The organism is Serratia sp. LTN-2, from assembly GCF_059740205.1.
Genome location: NZ_JCAXDO010000004.1, coordinates 17461 through 32820, shown reverse-complemented (window position 1 = coordinate 32820; position 15360 = coordinate 17461). Strand labels below are relative to the sequence as shown.

At 60.7% G+C, this 15360-nt stretch carries 16 protein-coding genes; 3 read left to right on the top strand and 13 right to left on the bottom strand.

The annotated features are described in order from the left end of the window. Positions 1 to 60 precede the first annotated feature (60 nt). Together fadE and AC6BYQ_RS09985 are read left to right on the top strand one after the other, a co-directional pair. The gene (gene fadE / locus AC6BYQ_RS09990; protein ID WP_198637245.1) at positions 61 to 2517 is read left to right on the top strand and encodes an acyl-CoA dehydrogenase FadE; all 2457 of its coding nucleotides are present in this window, start codon (positions 61 to 63) and stop codon (positions 2515 to 2517) included. Between the two features lie 289 nt (positions 2518 to 2806). After that, positions 2807 to 2959, top strand: coding sequence for a Hok/Gef family protein (locus AC6BYQ_RS09985; RefSeq protein WP_004930217.1), 153 nt, complete (start codon positions 2807 to 2809; stop codon positions 2957 to 2959). Between the two features lie 73 nt (positions 2960 to 3032). On the opposite strand, the gene AC6BYQ_RS09980 is transcribed toward AC6BYQ_RS09985, so the two are convergent. From AC6BYQ_RS09980 to mtnK, 10 genes are all read right to left on the bottom strand, one after another. Next, positions 3033 to 4076 (bottom strand): HoxN/HupN/NixA family nickel/cobalt transporter, encoded by a 1044-nt coding sequence (locus tag AC6BYQ_RS09980; RefSeq protein WP_498056807.1) that lies wholly within the window; start codon positions 4074 to 4076, stop codon positions 3033 to 3035. 40 nt (positions 4077 to 4116) lie between these two features. Next, the gene (gene yut / locus AC6BYQ_RS09975) at positions 4117 to 5094 is read right to left on the bottom strand and encodes an urea transporter (RefSeq protein WP_498056806.1); all 978 of its coding nucleotides are present in this window, start codon (positions 5092 to 5094) and stop codon (positions 4117 to 4119) included. Between the two features lie 19 nt (positions 5095 to 5113). Next, positions 5114 to 6061, bottom strand: a complete 948-nt coding sequence (locus tag AC6BYQ_RS09970) for an urease accessory protein UreD (RefSeq protein WP_019454315.1) — start codon at positions 6059 to 6061, stop codon at positions 5114 to 5116. Next, positions 6058 to 6693 carry an urease accessory protein UreG gene (ureG, locus tag AC6BYQ_RS09965; RefSeq protein ID WP_019454316.1) on the bottom strand — a complete coding sequence of 212 codons (636 nt, stop codon included), beginning with the start codon at positions 6691 to 6693 and terminating at the stop codon, positions 6058 to 6060. The genes AC6BYQ_RS09970 and ureG overlap by 4 nt, the downstream gene beginning before the upstream one ends. A 19-nt stretch (positions 6694 to 6712) precedes the next feature. Continuing rightward, complete coding sequence (locus AC6BYQ_RS09960) at positions 6713 to 7399, bottom strand: urease accessory protein UreF (RefSeq protein ID WP_063918766.1); 687 nt, start codon at positions 7397 to 7399, stop codon at positions 6713 to 6715. Beyond that, entirely contained in the window at positions 7396 to 7992 is a 597-nt protein-coding gene (locus AC6BYQ_RS09955) for an urease accessory protein UreE (RefSeq protein ID WP_498056805.1), read from the bottom strand. Before AC6BYQ_RS09955 ends, AC6BYQ_RS09960 begins: the two co-directional genes overlap by 4 nt. A 12-nt stretch (positions 7993 to 8004) precedes the next feature. Continuing rightward, on the bottom strand, positions 8005 to 9720 hold the full coding sequence (locus AC6BYQ_RS09950) for an urease subunit alpha (protein WP_019454319.1): 1716 nt from the start codon (positions 9718 to 9720) through the stop codon (positions 8005 to 8007). Between the two features lie 3 nt (positions 9721 to 9723). Beyond that, the gene (locus AC6BYQ_RS09945) at positions 9724 to 10170 is read right to left on the bottom strand and encodes an urease subunit beta (RefSeq protein WP_019454320.1); all 447 of its coding nucleotides are present in this window, start codon (positions 10168 to 10170) and stop codon (positions 9724 to 9726) included. 50 nt (positions 10171 to 10220) lie between these two features. Continuing rightward, positions 10221 to 10523, bottom strand: coding sequence for an urease subunit gamma (locus AC6BYQ_RS09940; RefSeq protein ID WP_025160087.1), 303 nt, complete (start codon positions 10521 to 10523; stop codon positions 10221 to 10223). Positions 10524 to 11032: 509 nt separating this feature from the next. Further along, positions 11033 to 12232, bottom strand: a complete 1200-nt coding sequence (mtnK, locus tag AC6BYQ_RS09935) for an S-methyl-5-thioribose kinase (RefSeq protein ID WP_063918764.1) — start codon at positions 12230 to 12232, stop codon at positions 11033 to 11035. 146 nt (positions 12233 to 12378) lie between these two features. Here mtnK and mtnA point away from each other — a divergent pair, with 146 nt between their 5' ends. Continuing rightward, positions 12379 to 13407, top strand: a complete 1029-nt coding sequence (gene mtnA, locus AC6BYQ_RS09930) for an S-methyl-5-thioribose-1-phosphate isomerase (RefSeq protein ID WP_154747800.1) — start codon at positions 12379 to 12381, stop codon at positions 13405 to 13407. A gap of 17 nt (positions 13408 to 13424) precedes the next feature. On the opposite strand, the gene AC6BYQ_RS09925 is transcribed toward mtnA, so the two are convergent. Genes AC6BYQ_RS09925 through AC6BYQ_RS09915 form a run of 3 tightly spaced genes read right to left on the bottom strand, consistent with a single transcriptional unit; the run spans position 13425 to position 15264 of the window. Further along, positions 13425 to 13967 carry a 1,2-dihydroxy-3-keto-5-methylthiopentene dioxygenase gene (locus AC6BYQ_RS09925; protein WP_025160088.1) on the bottom strand — a complete coding sequence of 181 codons (543 nt, stop codon included), beginning with the start codon at positions 13965 to 13967 and terminating at the stop codon, positions 13425 to 13427. Next, on the bottom strand, positions 13964 to 14653 hold the full coding sequence (mtnC, locus tag AC6BYQ_RS09920) for an acireductone synthase (protein ID WP_063918762.1): 690 nt from the start codon (positions 14651 to 14653) through the stop codon (positions 13964 to 13966). Before mtnC ends, AC6BYQ_RS09925 begins: the two co-directional genes overlap by 4 nt. Then, the gene (locus AC6BYQ_RS09915; protein WP_498056804.1) at positions 14650 to 15264 is read right to left on the bottom strand and encodes a methylthioribulose 1-phosphate dehydratase; all 615 of its coding nucleotides are present in this window, start codon (positions 15262 to 15264) and stop codon (positions 14650 to 14652) included. Before AC6BYQ_RS09915 ends, mtnC begins: the two co-directional genes overlap by 4 nt. Positions 15265 to 15360: the final 96 nt, after the last annotated feature.

Sequence of the window (15360 nt, the reverse complement as noted above, 5' to 3'; positions counted from 1 at the left end):
GTACTAAAACCTATTACATACACACAACAGGTCAGACCTCTTACTACTTCGGAGCTTCTTATGATGGTTCTTAGTATTGTCGTTTTACTGGCTCTCCTCGGCGTGGTGTTCTACCACCGGGTGAACCTTACCCTCAGCAGCCTGATCCTGGTGGCGTACACCGCCGCCATGGGCGCTATCGGCCTGTGGAGCTTCTGGCTGTTGCTGCCGTTGGCTATCGTGCTGCTGCCGCTGAACCTTTCCTCCGTGCGCCGTTCCCTGCTTTCCGCGCCGGCGCTGCGCGCATTCCGCAAAGTGATGCCGCCGATGTCCACCACCGAAAAGGAGGCGATCGACGCCGGCACCACTTGGTGGGAAGGCGATCTGTTCCGCGGCGCGCCGGACTGGAACAAGCTGCACAACTACCCGAAACCGCACCTGACGGCAGAAGAGCAGGCGTTTATCGACGGCCCGGTGGAAGAAGCCTGCCGCATGGCCAACGACTTCCAAATCACCCACGAACTGGCCGATCTGCCGCCTGAACTCTGGGCGTACCTGAAAGAACACCGTTTCTTCGCGATGATCATCAAGAAAGAGTACGGCGGTCTGGAATTCTCGCCTTATGCTCAGGCGCAGGTGCTGCAAAAACTGGCCGGCGTTTCCGGCATTCTGGCGATCACCGTCGGCGTGCCGAACTCCCTCGGCCCGGGCGAACTGCTGCAGCACTACGGCACCGAAGAACAGAAAAATCACTATCTGCCGGGCCTGGCGCGCGGCGACGAGATCCCTTGCTTCGCGCTGACCAGCCCGGAAGCGGGTTCCGATGCCGGCGCGATCCCGGACGTCGGCACCGTATGCATGGGCGAATGGCAAGGCAAACAGGTGCTGGGCATGCGCCTGACCTGGAACAAGCGCTACATCACGCTGGCACCGGTCGCTACCGTACTGGGCCTGGCGTTCAAACTGCATGACCCGAATCGCCTGCTGAGCGACAACGAATCCCCGGGCATCACCTGTGCGCTGATCCCGACCAGCACGCCGGGCGTGGAGATCGGCAACCGCCACTTCCCGCTGAACGTGCCGTTCCAGAACGGCCCGACCCGCGGCACCGACGTATTCGTGCCGATCGATTACATCATCGGCGGCCCGAAAATGGCCGGCCAGGGCTGGCGCATGCTGGTTGAATGTCTGTCGGTCGGTCGCGGCATCACCCTGCCGTCCAACTCCACCGGCAGCCTGAAATCCATTGCCCTGGCGACCGGCGCCTACGCGCACATTCGCCGTCAGTTCAAGATCTCCATCGGCAAGATGGAAGGGATCGAAGAGCCGTTGGCGCGCATCGCCGGCAACACCTATGTGATGGACGCCGCCGCTTCATTGATCACCTATGCGCTGGTGCAGGGCGAGAAGCCGGCCGTACTGTCGGCCATCGTCAAATACCACTGTACGCACCGCGGCCAGCAGTCGATCGTTGACGCCATGGACATCGCCGGCGGTAAAGGCATCATGCTGGGCGAATCCAACTTCCTGGCTCGCGCATATCAGGGTGCACCGATCGCCATCACGGTGGAAGGCGCGAACATCCTGACTCGCACCATGATGATCTTCGGTCAGGGCGCGATCCGCTGCCATCCTTATGTACTGGATGAAATGGCGGCCGCGCAAAACAACGATCTGAACGCTTTCGATAAATCGCTGTTCGGCCACCTGGGCCACGTCGGCAGCAACAAGGTGCGCAGCTTCTGGCTGGGCCTGACCAATGGCCGCACCAGCGCCACGCCGACCAAGGACGCGACCCGTCGTTACTATCAGCAGTTGAACCGCCTGAGCGCCAACCTGGCGTTGCTGTCGGACGTTTCCATGGGCGTGCTGGGCGGCAGCCTGAAGCGCCGTGAGCGCATCTCCGCTCGCCTGGGGGATATCCTCAGCCAGATGTACCTGGCTTCCGCCGTGCTGAAACGCTTTGACGACGAAGGCCGTCAGAAAGAAGATCTGCCGCTGGTGCATTGGGGCGTGCAAGACAGCCTGCATAAAGCTGAACAGGCACTGGATGACCTGCTGCGCAACTTCCCGAACCGCTTTATCGCCGGCGCGATGCGCTTCGTGGTCTTCCCGCTCGGCCGCGTGCATACCGCACCGTCCGATCGTCTGGACCATCAGCTGGCCAAGATCCTGCAGGTGCCTTCCGCCACCCGCAGCCGTCTGGGGCGCGGTCAGTATCTGACGCCGAGCGAGCATAACCCAATCGGCCTGCTGGAAGCGGCGCTGGCCGACGTGATGGCCGCCGAGCCGATTCACGAACGCCTGTGCAAGGCGGCCGGCAAAAACCTGCCGTTCACCCGTCTGGATCGTTTGGCGGAACGCGCGCTGGAAGAAGGCAAGATCAGCGCCGACGAGGCGAAGATCCTGGTGAAAGCCGAAGAGAGCCGCCTGCGCTCCATCAACGTAGACGACTTCGCGCCGGACGCGCTGGCGGCCGCCAAGCCGGAAAAGCCGGCGGCGCAGTCTAAGCGCCAACAGCAGACCGAAGCGGCTTAACGCCAAGTCCAACTCCACGCATCCAAGGGGCGATCATCATCGCCCCTTTTTCTTTTCTTGCATCACAAACTGCGCACCGCGCCGCAGGTTGGCGCAGCGGCGGATTTCACCGGAAGGAAGTTCGAGTAGACTGCGCGGCGGGTGCTCTGGATCTTTCTGTCCGGAGCCTTGGCAAAGGAGAGAAAGAGAAAGGCCCCGAGTCGATATTATCAACCCGAGGCCACTCTGATGCCTAGCAACATCAGGTTAGCCTCTTACCCGCCGCAAGGCAAGGATGGGGAGGTCAAAAATGCAGCAAAAACGGGTCGTGCTTAAGCTGGTGATCGTCTGTATGACGCTGATCGCGTTCATCTGGCTAACCCGCGGTTCTCTATGCGAACTGCGCATCAGGCTGGGAGACTCGGAGGTTGCGGCCACTTTGGCTTACGAATCCGAACGGTAAGGCAACCCAACGGCGGGGTTCGCCCCGCCCGTTGGCCGATGGTGTCAGGCAGGATCTACGAGCACCCGCCTTTTCAGCCGCTGACCGTCAGTTTGTCATAGCCGCGCAGGCGGTAATTCACCACCGACACCAGCCAGCAGAAGATGAACACGGCGATCACCCAATACCCCATCTCCCCCAGATGATCGTTGAGCCGCGCGACGGCGTCCCACAGCGGGCCGGACAGCGCCAGCTTGTCGGCGATGAGCCCGAGCGCTTCGATGCCTCCGATAAACACCGCGATGAGCACCGATGCCGCCGTGATCGTCATGTTGTAGTACAGCTTGCGGATCGGTTTGGAAAACGCCCAGCCGTAAGCACCGATCATCACGAAGTTGTCGATGGAGTCGATCAGCGCCATGCCGGCGGCGAACAGCGCCGGGAACAGCATGATGCTCCACAGATTCATGCCGTGGCCGGCGCCGGCGGCCGAAATGCCCAGCAACCCAACCTCGGTGGCGGTGTCGAAGCCCAAGCCAAACAAGAAGCCCACCAGGTACATGTGCCAACTCTTATTCACCAGCCTGAACAGCGGGCGGAAACAGCGCGCCAGCGCACCGCCGCCGCTCATCAGCGCATCCAGCGATTGATGCGCAGGCAGCGCCCCCGCTTTCACCTGCCGGAAAGCGCGCCACACGGAGATCAGCACCAGCAGATTGATAAAGGCCACCGTCAGCAGAAACAGCGCGGACACCAGCGTGCCGATCAAGCCGCCGGTCTCGTGAAACCAGCTCATCTGGCGGCTGAACATCATCGCCGTCGCGGCAATGGCGGCGGAGGCCAGCACCACGATGGTCGAGTGGCCGAGCGAGAAGAAGGTGCCGACCGCCACCGGCGTTTTGCCCTGCTGCATCAGCTTGCGGGTCACGTTGTCGATCGCGGCGATGTGGTCGGCGTCCACCGCATGGCGCAGACCAAAGCTGTAGGCCAGCAAGGCGGTGCCCATCAGCGCGGCGTTGTCTTTGAACACCGCCAGCGCCAGCAGCCAGACGCCGACGTTGACCACCAACAGCCCCAGCAGCAGATATGCCGCCCGCCGCCGGGCCGCACCGTGCAATCCTTCAGAAACTACCGTCATACCCACACTCCTGTTTTATCGTTATGTTCAAATCGAGGGATTAACGCCGCGCCGCGATCACCGCCGGATTGGCGCTCAAGAACAGCCAGGATGCGATCACGAACGGCATGGTCAGCGACGGCATACCCAGCGGGGCCAGCAAGGTATTGAAAGCCCCCTGCACCAGCACCGTGAAAATCACGCCAAGCAGCGTATAGATCAGCACCCGCCAGCCGGGTGGATTGAAGACGGAGCCCAGCGCCACCGCCGTCAACACTGCGCTGAAGGCGTACAGGCCGGCGAAAACCGCCTGCGGATCGGCGCCGATCGCCAGTGCGGTCGCCACCGCCAGCAAAGCGCCGGAAAAGGCCAGCAGCATCGCACGCGGCGACGAAACCGCCAGCCCGAGCAGCAGCAGCAGGCCGCCGCTCACGCTGCTGCACAAAAAAACCTGGGAGACGCCGTGCAACGCGCCGTTCAGCATCTCCATCATCTCGGGATGCGCGTTGAACACCGCGCCATCGGCCGGGATGGCCGCCGGCGGTAGCCGCACATGTCGCAGATGGCTGAACGGATAGCTGGCCAGCAGCACCGTCCAGGTGGTCAGCACGAAAGGCGCGGTCAGCGCGGCGATCTGCCAGGTGCGCAGCAGCCGATTGAGGCCGACGGTGACGATCACCGAGATCGCGCCGCAGAAGATCACGCCGACCCACAGCCAGGCGGAAGGCAACAAAAAAGTCGGTAGCGCGGCGCCGACCAGGCAGCCGTTATAGCCATACAGGCCGGAACGCAACGCAGCGCGGTCGTCCACCAGCCACGCCGCACTCAGCGTCGCCGTGGCGGTGCCCAACAGGCAGCCGAAGGCCACCTGCGGCAGCCCTTCCTCCCAGGCACCGACGAAAATGGCGATGAAAAACAGCAATCCGGTCAACGGATTATTTTGAAACATCACCTGCGAACAGCCGCGCAGCACCGCATCCGTCGCCGCCACCACCCGGCAGCGAACGCACAGCCCCGCCCAATCCCACTTTGTCGTCATGACCGTTTCCCGCTGCAGATTAGCGCCAGATAAAGGGCTCGGGCAGCGTCACGCCCAGGATCTCTTCCCGCGCGACGCGCCAAAAAACGCGAATGGCCGCCTTCACCTGACGCGCCTCTTTGCCCAATGCCTTAAAGATCAGGCCGCACTCGTTGGGCAATCGGCTGACGCCGCTGGCGATCCCTTCAACCTCGTCATAGCGGGGTGCGATGCGATCGAGGATCCGCTGATGATGCTCGCGCGGCGTCAGCAGGATGACATTGCCGAACACATCGAACGGCCCCATCACGCCAACGCCGTGCAACGGATGCTTATGCGGTTCCAGCACATAACGTTCGACAAACAGCGTCTTGCCATCGGGGCTGCAGGCGCTGATGCGTGAGGAGTAAACGTCGAATCTGAACCCGCGATCCGCCTGATGGTGTTTGCGCCCGGACATCAGGATCTCGCCGTAGAGCAGCGTTGCCGTCGGATGCAGCGTAATGCGGGTATCGGTAATGAAGCGCGAACCGCAGTGGGGGATCACCGGATCGGGCATCATCTCCAGATAGCTGCCGGCTTCCAGCCTCAGCATTTGCATCTGCGCCGCGTAGTTATTTTCCATGGCGTGGATCTTGGTCGCCGACTGGGTGGTGATATGCCCGCAGGCCTGGGGGGCAACCTGCACCTCGAGCGTCAGGCGATCGCCCTGCAAGATGCACCCCGAGGTGGAGATGACGAACACGCACGGCATCTGCGGCAGCGCTTCATCCCAATACAGCGCCCGCTGTACCAGAAACGGCACCCGCCGCTCCATCCGCCGCAGCACGCTGCGATGCCCGTTCAGTGCAAACTCCAGCCGCAGATAACCGGTTTTGCCTACGCCACCGCTGGCCATCTGCGGCGGCTCATCCTGATAGTCGGCCAACTCCGGCGCGTCGGCGCCGAGCTGGGCAACGCGCCTCGCCGCTTCGCTGACCGCTGTCATACCGCCGCCGACGGCGCGTGGGTAAACAGAAAATCACGCATGATCATGTCCACCAGTTCATCGATGCCTTCGCCGGTTTTGCAGTTGGTGAGAATATAGGGCCGCTCGCCGCGCACCACGCGGGTGTCGTGCTCCATCACCGCTAGGCTGGCGCCGACGTAGGGGGCCAAATCGATTTTGTTGATCACCAGAATGTCGGCCTGCACCAGACCGGGGCCGTTTTTGCGCGGGATCTTTTCCCCTTCGGCGACGTCGATGACATAGATGTAAAAGTCCGCCAGCGCCGGGCTGAAAGTCAGCGTCAGGTTATCGCCGCCGCTCTCGATCATCACCACGTCGCTTTCCGGAAAACGGGCCTCCATCTCCTCCACCGCCGCGATATTCATGCTCGGATCTTCACGCACGGCGGTATGCGGACAGGCGCCGGTTTCTACGCCCAGGATTTTTTCCTCGTCCAGAATCCCCTTGAGCGTGCGCTTGACCTGTTTGGCGTCTTCGGTGGTGACGATGTCGTTGGTGATGATCAACGGGCTGATGCCCCGTTCGATCAAGCGCGGCGTGATGACTTCAATGATTGCGGTTTTGCCCGAACCTACCGGGCCGCCGATGCCAATGCGGGTAATTTTTTTCACTCTGATCGTTCCTTATTCATTAGTTGCTGAACAGTCGGGTAAATGCGCCGACGTGCAGCGCGGCCAGGACATCGGTCACCGGCGCGTAAGAGGCCATTTGTTCAACGCCGCCGCGTTCGGCTTCGTCACAAAAAACATCGATGTCGCGGTTGAGTTGAAACAGGATGCGTTGGGTGTCGATATGGGTGATGCGCATCAGGCGCATGGCGGCGCTGAGAATGGTCATCGCCACCCCGTACTGGTGCATCACCGCCACCTCGCGCGGGCCGACGCCCAGCGCCGTCATCACCACCGCCTGCGTCACCGGATAGGTGCCGGCGGCGCGGCCGGTTTTGATCTGCTCAAGCCACCAGAGCACCTGGGGCTCATCGCAGATGGCCGCCGTCATTTCCGCCAGCTTTTTTCCCATTCGCACCACCATGCTGCGCCCTTCTTCGTTCAGCTTGCGGTTGAACAGCGCCCAGTCGTGGCCGAGAGCCGCCTCGCGATCGTCCGCCTGCAGCGCCCGACAGGCCGCCACCACCGCCCTGCCGTCGCCGCCCGCCGCCTGCTGCAAGGCGGTGCGGGTGAACGATTGCAGCGTGTCGGCATCGCGCACGATACCGGCCTGGATCGCCGACTCGACGCCGTTGGAAAAGGCGAACGCCCCCACCGGCAGCACCGAGTCGGCAAATTGCAGGATGCGTATCAACTGAACGGCGTTCATTTCAGTTTGATCACATGCTGACCGAGGAACGGGCTGTCGACATGCACATGGGTGGCGGAATCCTCCGCGCCGCCGAACAGCAGGCGCGCTTCGGGCTGGGTCAAATGGGGTAATATGCTCTCGCCCTTCACGAACAAATAAGGCAGCGCATGGAAACCGTGGGTTTTCATCACCGAATCCATCACCTTGGTCGCCACCGTCAGCGGAATAAAAATGCGGTCCCCCTTGATGACCGATTTCCAGTGCTGGTTGCCCAGCGCATGCCCCAGTTCGAACGCGGTTTTCAGCACCGTCGCCATATCGGTCGCCAACAGCGACTGCAGATGGATCACCATCACGTCGCGCAGGTTCATCTGCACCACCACCGCGCTGCGGTTCGCTTCGTCCCAGAGCAGTACGTCGCCGTCAGCCAGCACCTGATGACGATCGAGGGAAATGCCGAGGTCCCGACCGTCGCGGGTGGTTTTGCGGCACCGGCTTTTTTGCGCCTCCCACTGCGAGAGCGTCAGCACGTCCAGCGAGGCGTGTTGCAAGCGCTCGCGCCAGTCGGCATCCCGTTTGATATTGCCGAGTATCTTTTCAATCACGATCATGAGCGGCGATCCCTAGCTGAAGAAGTAGCGTTGATTAAGCACGGCGGTGGCGATCGGTTTCACCGTGGCATGTTCGCCGTTAACCTTGACGGCGAAGGTCTCGGGATCCACCTCGATGTGCGGCGTTTCCGCATTGCGCACCATGTCCTGCTTGGAGATCGCCCGGCAGTTATGCACCGCCATCACCTGCCGCTCCAGCCCCAGTTTCTCTTTGATGCCGTCGTGCAACGCAGCGCCGGAGACGAAAGTGACGCAGGTTTCCTGCAGCGATTTGCCCATGGCGCCGAACATCGGGCGGTAGAAGGTAGGCTGCGGCGTCGGCAGCGACGCATTGGGATCGCCCATCACCGCCCAGTTGATCATGCCGCCCTTGATCACCAGCTTCGGCTTGGCGCCGAAGAAACGCGGCTCCCACAGCACCAGATCGGCCATCTTGCCGACCTCGACCGAGCCCAGCACATGGCTGATCCCCTGCGCGATCGCCGGGTTGATGGTGATCTTCGCCACGTAACGCAACACGCGGAAGTTATCGTGCTCCGCCGCATCCTCCGGCAGCTTGCCGCGGGCGACTTTCATCGCATGCGCCGTCTGCATCACCCGCAGCCAGTTTTCACCGACCCGCCCCATCGCCTGTGAATCGCTGGAAAACATCGACAGCACGCCCATGTCATGCAGCACGTTTTCCGCAGCGATGGTTTCCGGGCGCACCCGGCTTTCGGAGAACGCCACGTCGGCCGGCACATTGGGATTGAGGTTGTGGCACACCATGATCATGTCGAACAGTTCGGCCTGGCTGTTGATGCCGAACGGCAGCGTGGGGTTGGTAGAACTCGGCAAAACGTTCATCTGCGCGGCGACTTTGATGATATCCGGCGAGTGCCCGCCGCCAGCGCCTTCGGTGTGGAAGGTGTGGATGGTGCGCCCTTCGAAGGCGTCGATGGTGTCCTCGACGTAGCCGCCCTCATTCAGGCTGTCGGTGTGCACCGCCACCTGAATATCCATATCATCGGCCACCCGCAACGCATGGCGCAGTGCGGAATTGGTGGCGCCCCAGTCTTCGTGCACTTTCAATCCGGCCACGCCGGCGGTAATTTGTTCGATCAACGGCGCGGCATGGGAAGCATGCCCTTTGCCGAGCATCCCCACGTTGACCGGCATATTTTCGAAGGCGCGCAGCATGCGATGGATATGCCAGGGGCCGGCGGTCACGGTGGTGCCGTTAGAGCCGTCGGTCGGCCCGACGCCGCCGCCGAAGAAGGTCGTCACGCCGTTGGAGAGCGCGTGTGCGGCCTGCTGCGGCGAAATGAAATGGATATGCGTATCGATGCCGGCGGCGGTCAGGATCAGGTGCTCCCCTGAGATGGCGTCAGTGCTGACGCCCACCACCATGCCAGGCGTGACGCCGTTCATCACCGCCGGGTTGCCGCTTTTGCCGATGCCGGCGATCAGGCCGTTTTTAATGCCGACGTCCGCCTTGATCACCCCTTGCCGGGCATCCAGGATGGTCACGTTGGTAATGACCAGATCCAGAACGTTATCGCTGGTTAATCGGTTATCGGCGCCCATGCCGTCACGCAGCGACTTGCCGCCGCCGTAGACCGATTCCTCACCGTAACCGCGCAGGTCTTTTTCTATTTCAATAAACAGCTGCGTGTCGCCCAAGCGAATTTTATCGCCGGTGGTCGGGCCGAACAGCCCGGCATATTCCTGCCTGGAAATGGTTGGCATGCTTTATTCCCCGTTCGTCTTCGTCGGCGTCTGTTCGAAATTTTTATAACCCAGTTCAATAGCTCGCTTTACATCTACAGTTTTCTTTACTCTTTCACCGGCGGCTACCGGGCTATCCCCCGCCCAGCCGTCCACCAGATTATTAAAGCCATACACCGTTTGTTTACCGCCGATGGCAATAAGCGCCACTTCGATCTCATCGCCGGGTTCAAAACGGATCGCCGTCGTAGCGGTGATATTTAAACGTTTACCAAAGGCGGCAGCACGATCGAACTGCAACGCTTTGTTGGCTTCAAAGAAATGAAAATGCGAGCCGACCTGAATAGGCCTGTCGCCGGTATTACGCACCGTTAAAATAATGGCCTCGCGATCTTCATTGAAGGTGATGGGACTTTCGGACAGGATATAGCCGCCCGGCGGCACGTGCTTTTCTTGGTCATGCTTTTTCATCGAAAATACCTGCGCTGATAAAGTTTATCCGTGGCTCTCAGGGGACGCGCTTATTGGATCGGATCGTGCACCGTCACCAGACGACTGCCGTCGCTGAAAATCGCTTCAACCTGCACGTGCGGGATCAGATCCGCCACGCCATCCATCACGTCGTCGCGGCTTAACACCTGCCGCGTGTCGTTCATGACTTCTTCCAGCGTTTTGCCCTCGCGGGCGCCTTCCAGTGCCGCGGTGGTAATAATCGCCACCGCCTCGGGGTAATTAAGCTTTATCCCTCTGGACTTTCGCTTTAAGGCGACGTCGGCCAGCGTATAGACCATTAGCTTTTCGATTTCTCTAGGCGTTAATTGCATGGAGGACTCCAGTCTTAATAGAAATAATCAGACAAGCCGAGGCCAAAGGTGATTAATAGTTAATAACCTTGCGTTATTTATTTGTGCTTATCTGACCTTCGAACAATCTAGGAGGTAATGTTGAGATGATCAAGCCGCAACTTTATTCATGCAAAAACAAGACTCACCCACGCCACAAAAAAGTAACGGCGGCGTGATAGATTTTATCTATAAAAAATCTTATTTTCTCTTTGCGCCCCCACAATAAAACGACCAAAAAAAGCACAGGCTACCATTTATTATTTTTTCCACCTCAACAGATACCTGAAAAATAATCATCAATGATACATCTCGCACAATATTAACGACATGTAACCAACGGTCAAAAAATATAATTAAATTTACAAACCAGACGCGAGAAAAATATATTTTTAGTTGAAAATAATTTATCTATTCTATTGCTGATACCAATAAGTTATTAAAAAATAAAAAACCCGGCCGCAGCCGGGTTTGCCTCATTGCCAAGACTTTCAGCCTTGCTGACGAATACGCGCCAACAGCGCGTCAATATGCTCTATATGTGGCGCATTGACGATCAGCGTACGCCCCAATCCCAGCGCGTGGCGCTGGCAGTCGAGGCGCATATCGGCGTCGGCGATGCTGTCCAGATCGGCGACGTGCGCCAGGCCGATAGTACGCCGAATCAGTTCGGTGCCGCAGTACCCTATCGCGTCGCTCCAGACCTGCTGCAGGAACTGCTCGGCGTAACCCGGCGCCGCCAGCGCCGCATCGCGGCTTTGCTGGTGGCACAGGGCCAGGAAACGATCGGCGAAAATCAACCACAGCTCGCGCACATCCTGCAGCCGCTGCTCGCGCCCGGCGGCGGCGTCGCGCGGCCCGAACAGCCCCGGCAGGCCGCAGTAGTTGAGCAGCAGGTTACCTAGTGCCGTGCCGATATCGAAGCCGATAGGGCCGTAGAAACCGAATTCAGCGTCGATCGCTTTTAACCGTCCTTCCGCCACGAAGATCGAACCGCTGTGAATATCTCCGTGTAGCAGCGCCTCCGCCTTGCTGAGGAAGCGATGTTTCAGGCCGGCGACCGCCAGTCTTAGCGGCGCATCCTCACGCAGCGCCTGCACCTGCGGCAACAGCGCCGCCTCGAACTGATTGCGTTCATGGTCGATGTAAGGGTCGGTAAAGAACAGATCTTCGGTGATCTGGCACAGCTCGGGGTTGGTGAAGCGGCTGACTTCCGCTTTTTTCTGTTGTGCCGATTGATAAAAGTCGGAGGTATGGAACAGCGTCTGCGCCAGGTATTCCGCCAGCTGCCCAGCCGCCAGCGGGTGGTAATGCCCCTGTACCAGCTCGCTGCGCCAAATGCGGTGATCGGAGAGATCTTCCTGCACCATCACCGCCAACTCGGGATCGTGGTGCAGCACCTTCACCGTATGTCGCGGACAGAAATCACCGTGGATCAGCAGCGTTTCCGCTTCGATGCGCGCCCGATCCAGCGTCAGCGGCCAGGATTCGCCCACGCAGCGCACGTACGGCAACGCCTGTTTGACGATCACCCGGCTCACGCCTTCGCGATCGCGGATCTTGAACACCAGGTTCAGGTTGCCGTCACCGATCTCGTCGGCGCTCACCAGCGCCTGCGGATCGGCCACCTGTCCGTATTGACGGGCGTATTCAACGGCATCGGCAGCCGTAAACGTACGATAAAGCGACATTCCCCAACCCCTCTGTTCTCTCTCACTGGCCCCAGCGATTTTATCTATTTAGACGTAAAAGCATTTGGACGTCTATACATCTGGAAGTCATGTTGGCAGAATAGCGTTTCAGATGCAATAACCACGCAACAAGGAATTAACCGCCGATGCAAGCGCTTAACACCACCAGTTTGACCCTGCGAGACAACCGCCTTTGGATCCTCGATCAGCAAGCCCTGCCGCAGGAAAAGCGGTGGCGCGCCTGCGACAGCGTGGAGGAATTGGTGGGCCACATTCACAGCCTGCGGGTACGCGGCGCGCCACTGATCGGGCTATCCGCCAGCCTGCTGCTGGCGCTGCTCGCGGAACGCGGTCTGCCGCGCGCCGAACTGGAACAGGCGCTGCACACGCTGCGCGCCGCCCGCCCGACGGCGGTCAACCTGATGAACAATCTGGATCGCATGAAACTGGCGCTGGCGGCGCCAGACTGGGCGCCGGCAATGGCGCACGAAGCACTGCGGTTGGTAGAAGAAGATCGTCAGCTTTGCGATCGCATCGCCGAACACGGCGCGGAACTGGTCAAGCCCGACAGCCGCCTGCTGACCCACTGCAATACCGGCGGGTTGGCCACCGCCGGTGTCGGCACCGCCATCGGCGTGCTGTTGCGCGCCCACCAGCAGGGTAAAGTGCAGCAGGTGTGGGTCGATGAAACCCGGCCGCTGCTGCAAGGCGGCCGCCTGACCGCCTGGGAACTGGGCGAGCTGGGCATTCCCTATCGCCTGATCTGCGATTCGATGGCTGCCAGCCTGATGGCGCAGGGCCAGATCGATGCGGTATGGGTCGGCGCGGATCGCATCGCCGCCAACGGCGACGTCGCCAACAAGATCGGCACCTACAGCCTGGCGGTGCTGGCGCACTATCACGGCATCCCGTTCTACGTGGCCGCCCCGCACACCACCCACGATCCGCACTGCCCGGACGGCGCCGCCATCCCGATCGAACAACGCGCCGCGGCCGAGGTGACCGGCGTTTCAGGCAGCTTCGGTGCCTGCCAGTGGGCACCGACCGATGCGCCGGTCTACAATCCGGCGTTCGACGTCACGCCGGCGGCACTCATCAGCGGGTGGGTATTCGACAGCGGCGTGATTACACCGCAGCAGGTTAAAGCGGGGATTTTCCAGCGGGCGTTGGGTTAACGCCCGCCCGTCGGCACTCAGTCCAGACGCGGATAAGCATCGGCGATCTTGTCGCCGGTGAAATGCGCCACCCAGCCTTCCGGGTTATCGAACACCCGGATCGCGGTGAAATGCGGCGCCGATCCCATATCGAACCAGTGGCGGGTATTGGCCGGCACTGAGATCAGATCGTTCTTTTCGCACAGGATCTGGAAGATCTTGCCGTCCAGGTGCAGGCAAAACAGCCCCGCCCCTTCAACGAAAAAGCGCACTTCATCCTCGCCGTGCGTATGTTCGGACAGGAATTTTTCGCGCAGCGCGTGGCGCTGCTCATGGTCCGGCCGCATGCTGATCACATCCCAGCTCTGGTAACCCTTTTCCGCCACCAGCCGGTCTATCTCATGCTGATAGGCGGCGATCACCGCCTCCGGCTGCGGGTTGTCGCCCAGCTCACGATCCGCCTGCCAGCGCTCAAAGCGTACGCCGATCTGCGCCAACTGCCGCTGGATCTCCTGCGCATCGCGGCTCTGCCACAGCGGCTGCTGCGGCGCTTTATCGCTGAAAATGGTCAATCCACTCATGAGACGAACTCCCTTAAATCGATGTGATCAAAACGGCCTACCTGCGGGTGCCGGCTCTGCGTATCCCCCTCATCGCGGATCAGCTGGCAGGTATGCCAGCCGGCGGCCTGCGCCGCGTCCAGTTCCTGGCGGATGTCGGACAGGAACAGCAGCTCGTCAGGCGCGGTGCCGATAGCCTGCGCGATGTTGCGGTACGACGCAGTTTCACGCTTGGCGCCGACGTGCGTATCGAAATAGCCGCTGAACAGCGGCTGCAGATCGCCGGCGTCGCTGTAGCCAAACAGCAGCTTCTGCGCCTCCACCGAACCGGAAGAGTAGACGTAGAGCTTCAGCCCCTGCCGCTGCCAGGCGGCCAATTGCCCGGCAACCTCCGGATAAAGATGCCCGCGGAAGTCGCCCTCGTGATAACCGCTGCGCCAGATGATGCCTTGCAGCGCCTTGAGCGCGGTGGATTTGCGATCTTCATCCATAAAGCGGTACAGCGCGGCGATCAGTGCATCGAGATCCGCCTGCGGCTCGCCAATTTCAGCGCGCAGCGCGGCCAGCGGCGCGGCGACTTCGTCCTCTGAGGCATGACGGCGTACAAAATCCGCCAGCCGTTCACGGGCATAGGGAAACAGCACCTGATGCACAAAGCGAATATCGCTGGTGGTGCCTTCAATATCGGTCACGATAGCGCGGATCATTTCGCCTCCAGTAAGCGACGTTGCAGTTCACACTGGAACAGGAATTCCAGCCCTTCGAGATGGCGGCGGGCTTCCGCCACCTGACTTCCCCAGCAATAGAGACCGTGCCCGCGCACCAGAAAACCGTACCGCAGCGGCGTAGCCTCGGCATAGGCCGCCACCCGCGCCGCCAGCCGGGGAATGTCCTGATCGTTGTCGAAAATGGGGATCGCCACGCTGTCCAGGTGGCTGCATTGGCCGGCCAGCGACTTTTGCATTTCGTACCCCTGCAACACCAGCGCATCGCCGCGTTCCACCCGCGACAGGACGGTAGCGTTAACGGAATGGGTATGCAGCACCGCGCCGATGTGCGCAGACAGGCGGTAGAGCAGCGTGTGCAGCCCGGTTTCCGCCGATGGCGTGCGGCCGCTCGGCACGTGATTGTCGGCGATATTCACCCACAGAAAATCGGCGGCGCTCAGGCTGCCCTTGTCTTTGCCGGACTCGGTAACCAGGCATTGACGTTCGTCGAGGCGCAGCGACATGTTGCCGCCGGTCGCCGGACACCAGCCTTTGTCGCCAATCCAGTGGCAGGCCGCCAGTAACGCGGCAAGTTGCGGATTCTCCGTCATTATTATCGTTTCCCGTTCGCTAAAGCAGTCAGCAGGCAGGCTAAGCACTTTTTCGCATTTAGCCATCTAAGCGTCTTGATTGCCAAATACTAGCAT

Excerpts from the sequence above, each read along its gene's own strand:
- fadE (WP_198637245.1), top strand. The coding sequence starts at position 61 with ATGATGGTTCTTAGTATTGTCGTTTTACTGGCTCTCCTCGGCGTGGTG.
- AC6BYQ_RS09985 (WP_004930217.1), top strand. The coding sequence starts at position 2,807 with ATGCAGCAAAAACGGGTCGTGCTTAAGCTGGTGATCGTCTGTATGACG.
- AC6BYQ_RS09980 (WP_498056807.1), bottom strand. The coding sequence starts at position 4,076 with ATGACGGTAGTTTCTGAAGGATTGCACGGTGCGGCCCGGCGGCGGGCG.
- yut (WP_498056806.1), bottom strand. The coding sequence starts at position 5,094 with ATGACGACAAAGTGGGATTGGGCGGGGCTGTGCGTTCGCTGCCGGGTG.
- AC6BYQ_RS09970 (WP_019454315.1), bottom strand. The coding sequence starts at position 6,061 with ATGACAGCGGTCAGCGAAGCGGCGAGGCGCGTTGCCCAGCTCGGCGCC.
- AC6BYQ_RS09960 (WP_063918766.1), bottom strand. The coding sequence starts at position 7,399 with ATGAACGCCGTTCAGTTGATACGCATCCTGCAATTTGCCGACTCGGTG.
- AC6BYQ_RS09955 (WP_498056805.1), bottom strand. The coding sequence starts at position 7,992 with ATGATCGTGATTGAAAAGATACTCGGCAATATCAAACGGGATGCCGAC.
- AC6BYQ_RS09950 (WP_019454319.1), bottom strand. The coding sequence starts at position 9,720 with ATGCCAACCATTTCCAGGCAGGAATATGCCGGGCTGTTCGGCCCGACC.
- AC6BYQ_RS09945 (WP_019454320.1), bottom strand. The coding sequence starts at position 10,170 with ATGAAAAAGCATGACCAAGAAAAGCACGTGCCGCCGGGCGGCTATATC.
- AC6BYQ_RS09940 (WP_025160087.1), bottom strand. The coding sequence starts at position 10,523 with ATGCAATTAACGCCTAGAGAAATCGAAAAGCTAATGGTCTATACGCTG.
- mtnK (WP_063918764.1), bottom strand. The coding sequence starts at position 12,232 with ATGTCGCTTTATCGTACGTTTACGGCTGCCGATGCCGTTGAATACGCC.
- mtnA (WP_154747800.1), top strand. The coding sequence starts at position 12,379 with ATGCAAGCGCTTAACACCACCAGTTTGACCCTGCGAGACAACCGCCTT.
- AC6BYQ_RS09925 (WP_025160088.1), bottom strand. The coding sequence starts at position 13,967 with ATGAGTGGATTGACCATTTTCAGCGATAAAGCGCCGCAGCAGCCGCTG.
- mtnC (WP_063918762.1), bottom strand. The coding sequence starts at position 14,653 with ATGATCCGCGCTATCGTGACCGATATTGAAGGCACCACCAGCGATATT.
- AC6BYQ_RS09915 (WP_498056804.1), bottom strand. The coding sequence starts at position 15,264 with ATGACGGAGAATCCGCAACTTGCCGCGTTACTGGCGGCCTGCCACTGG.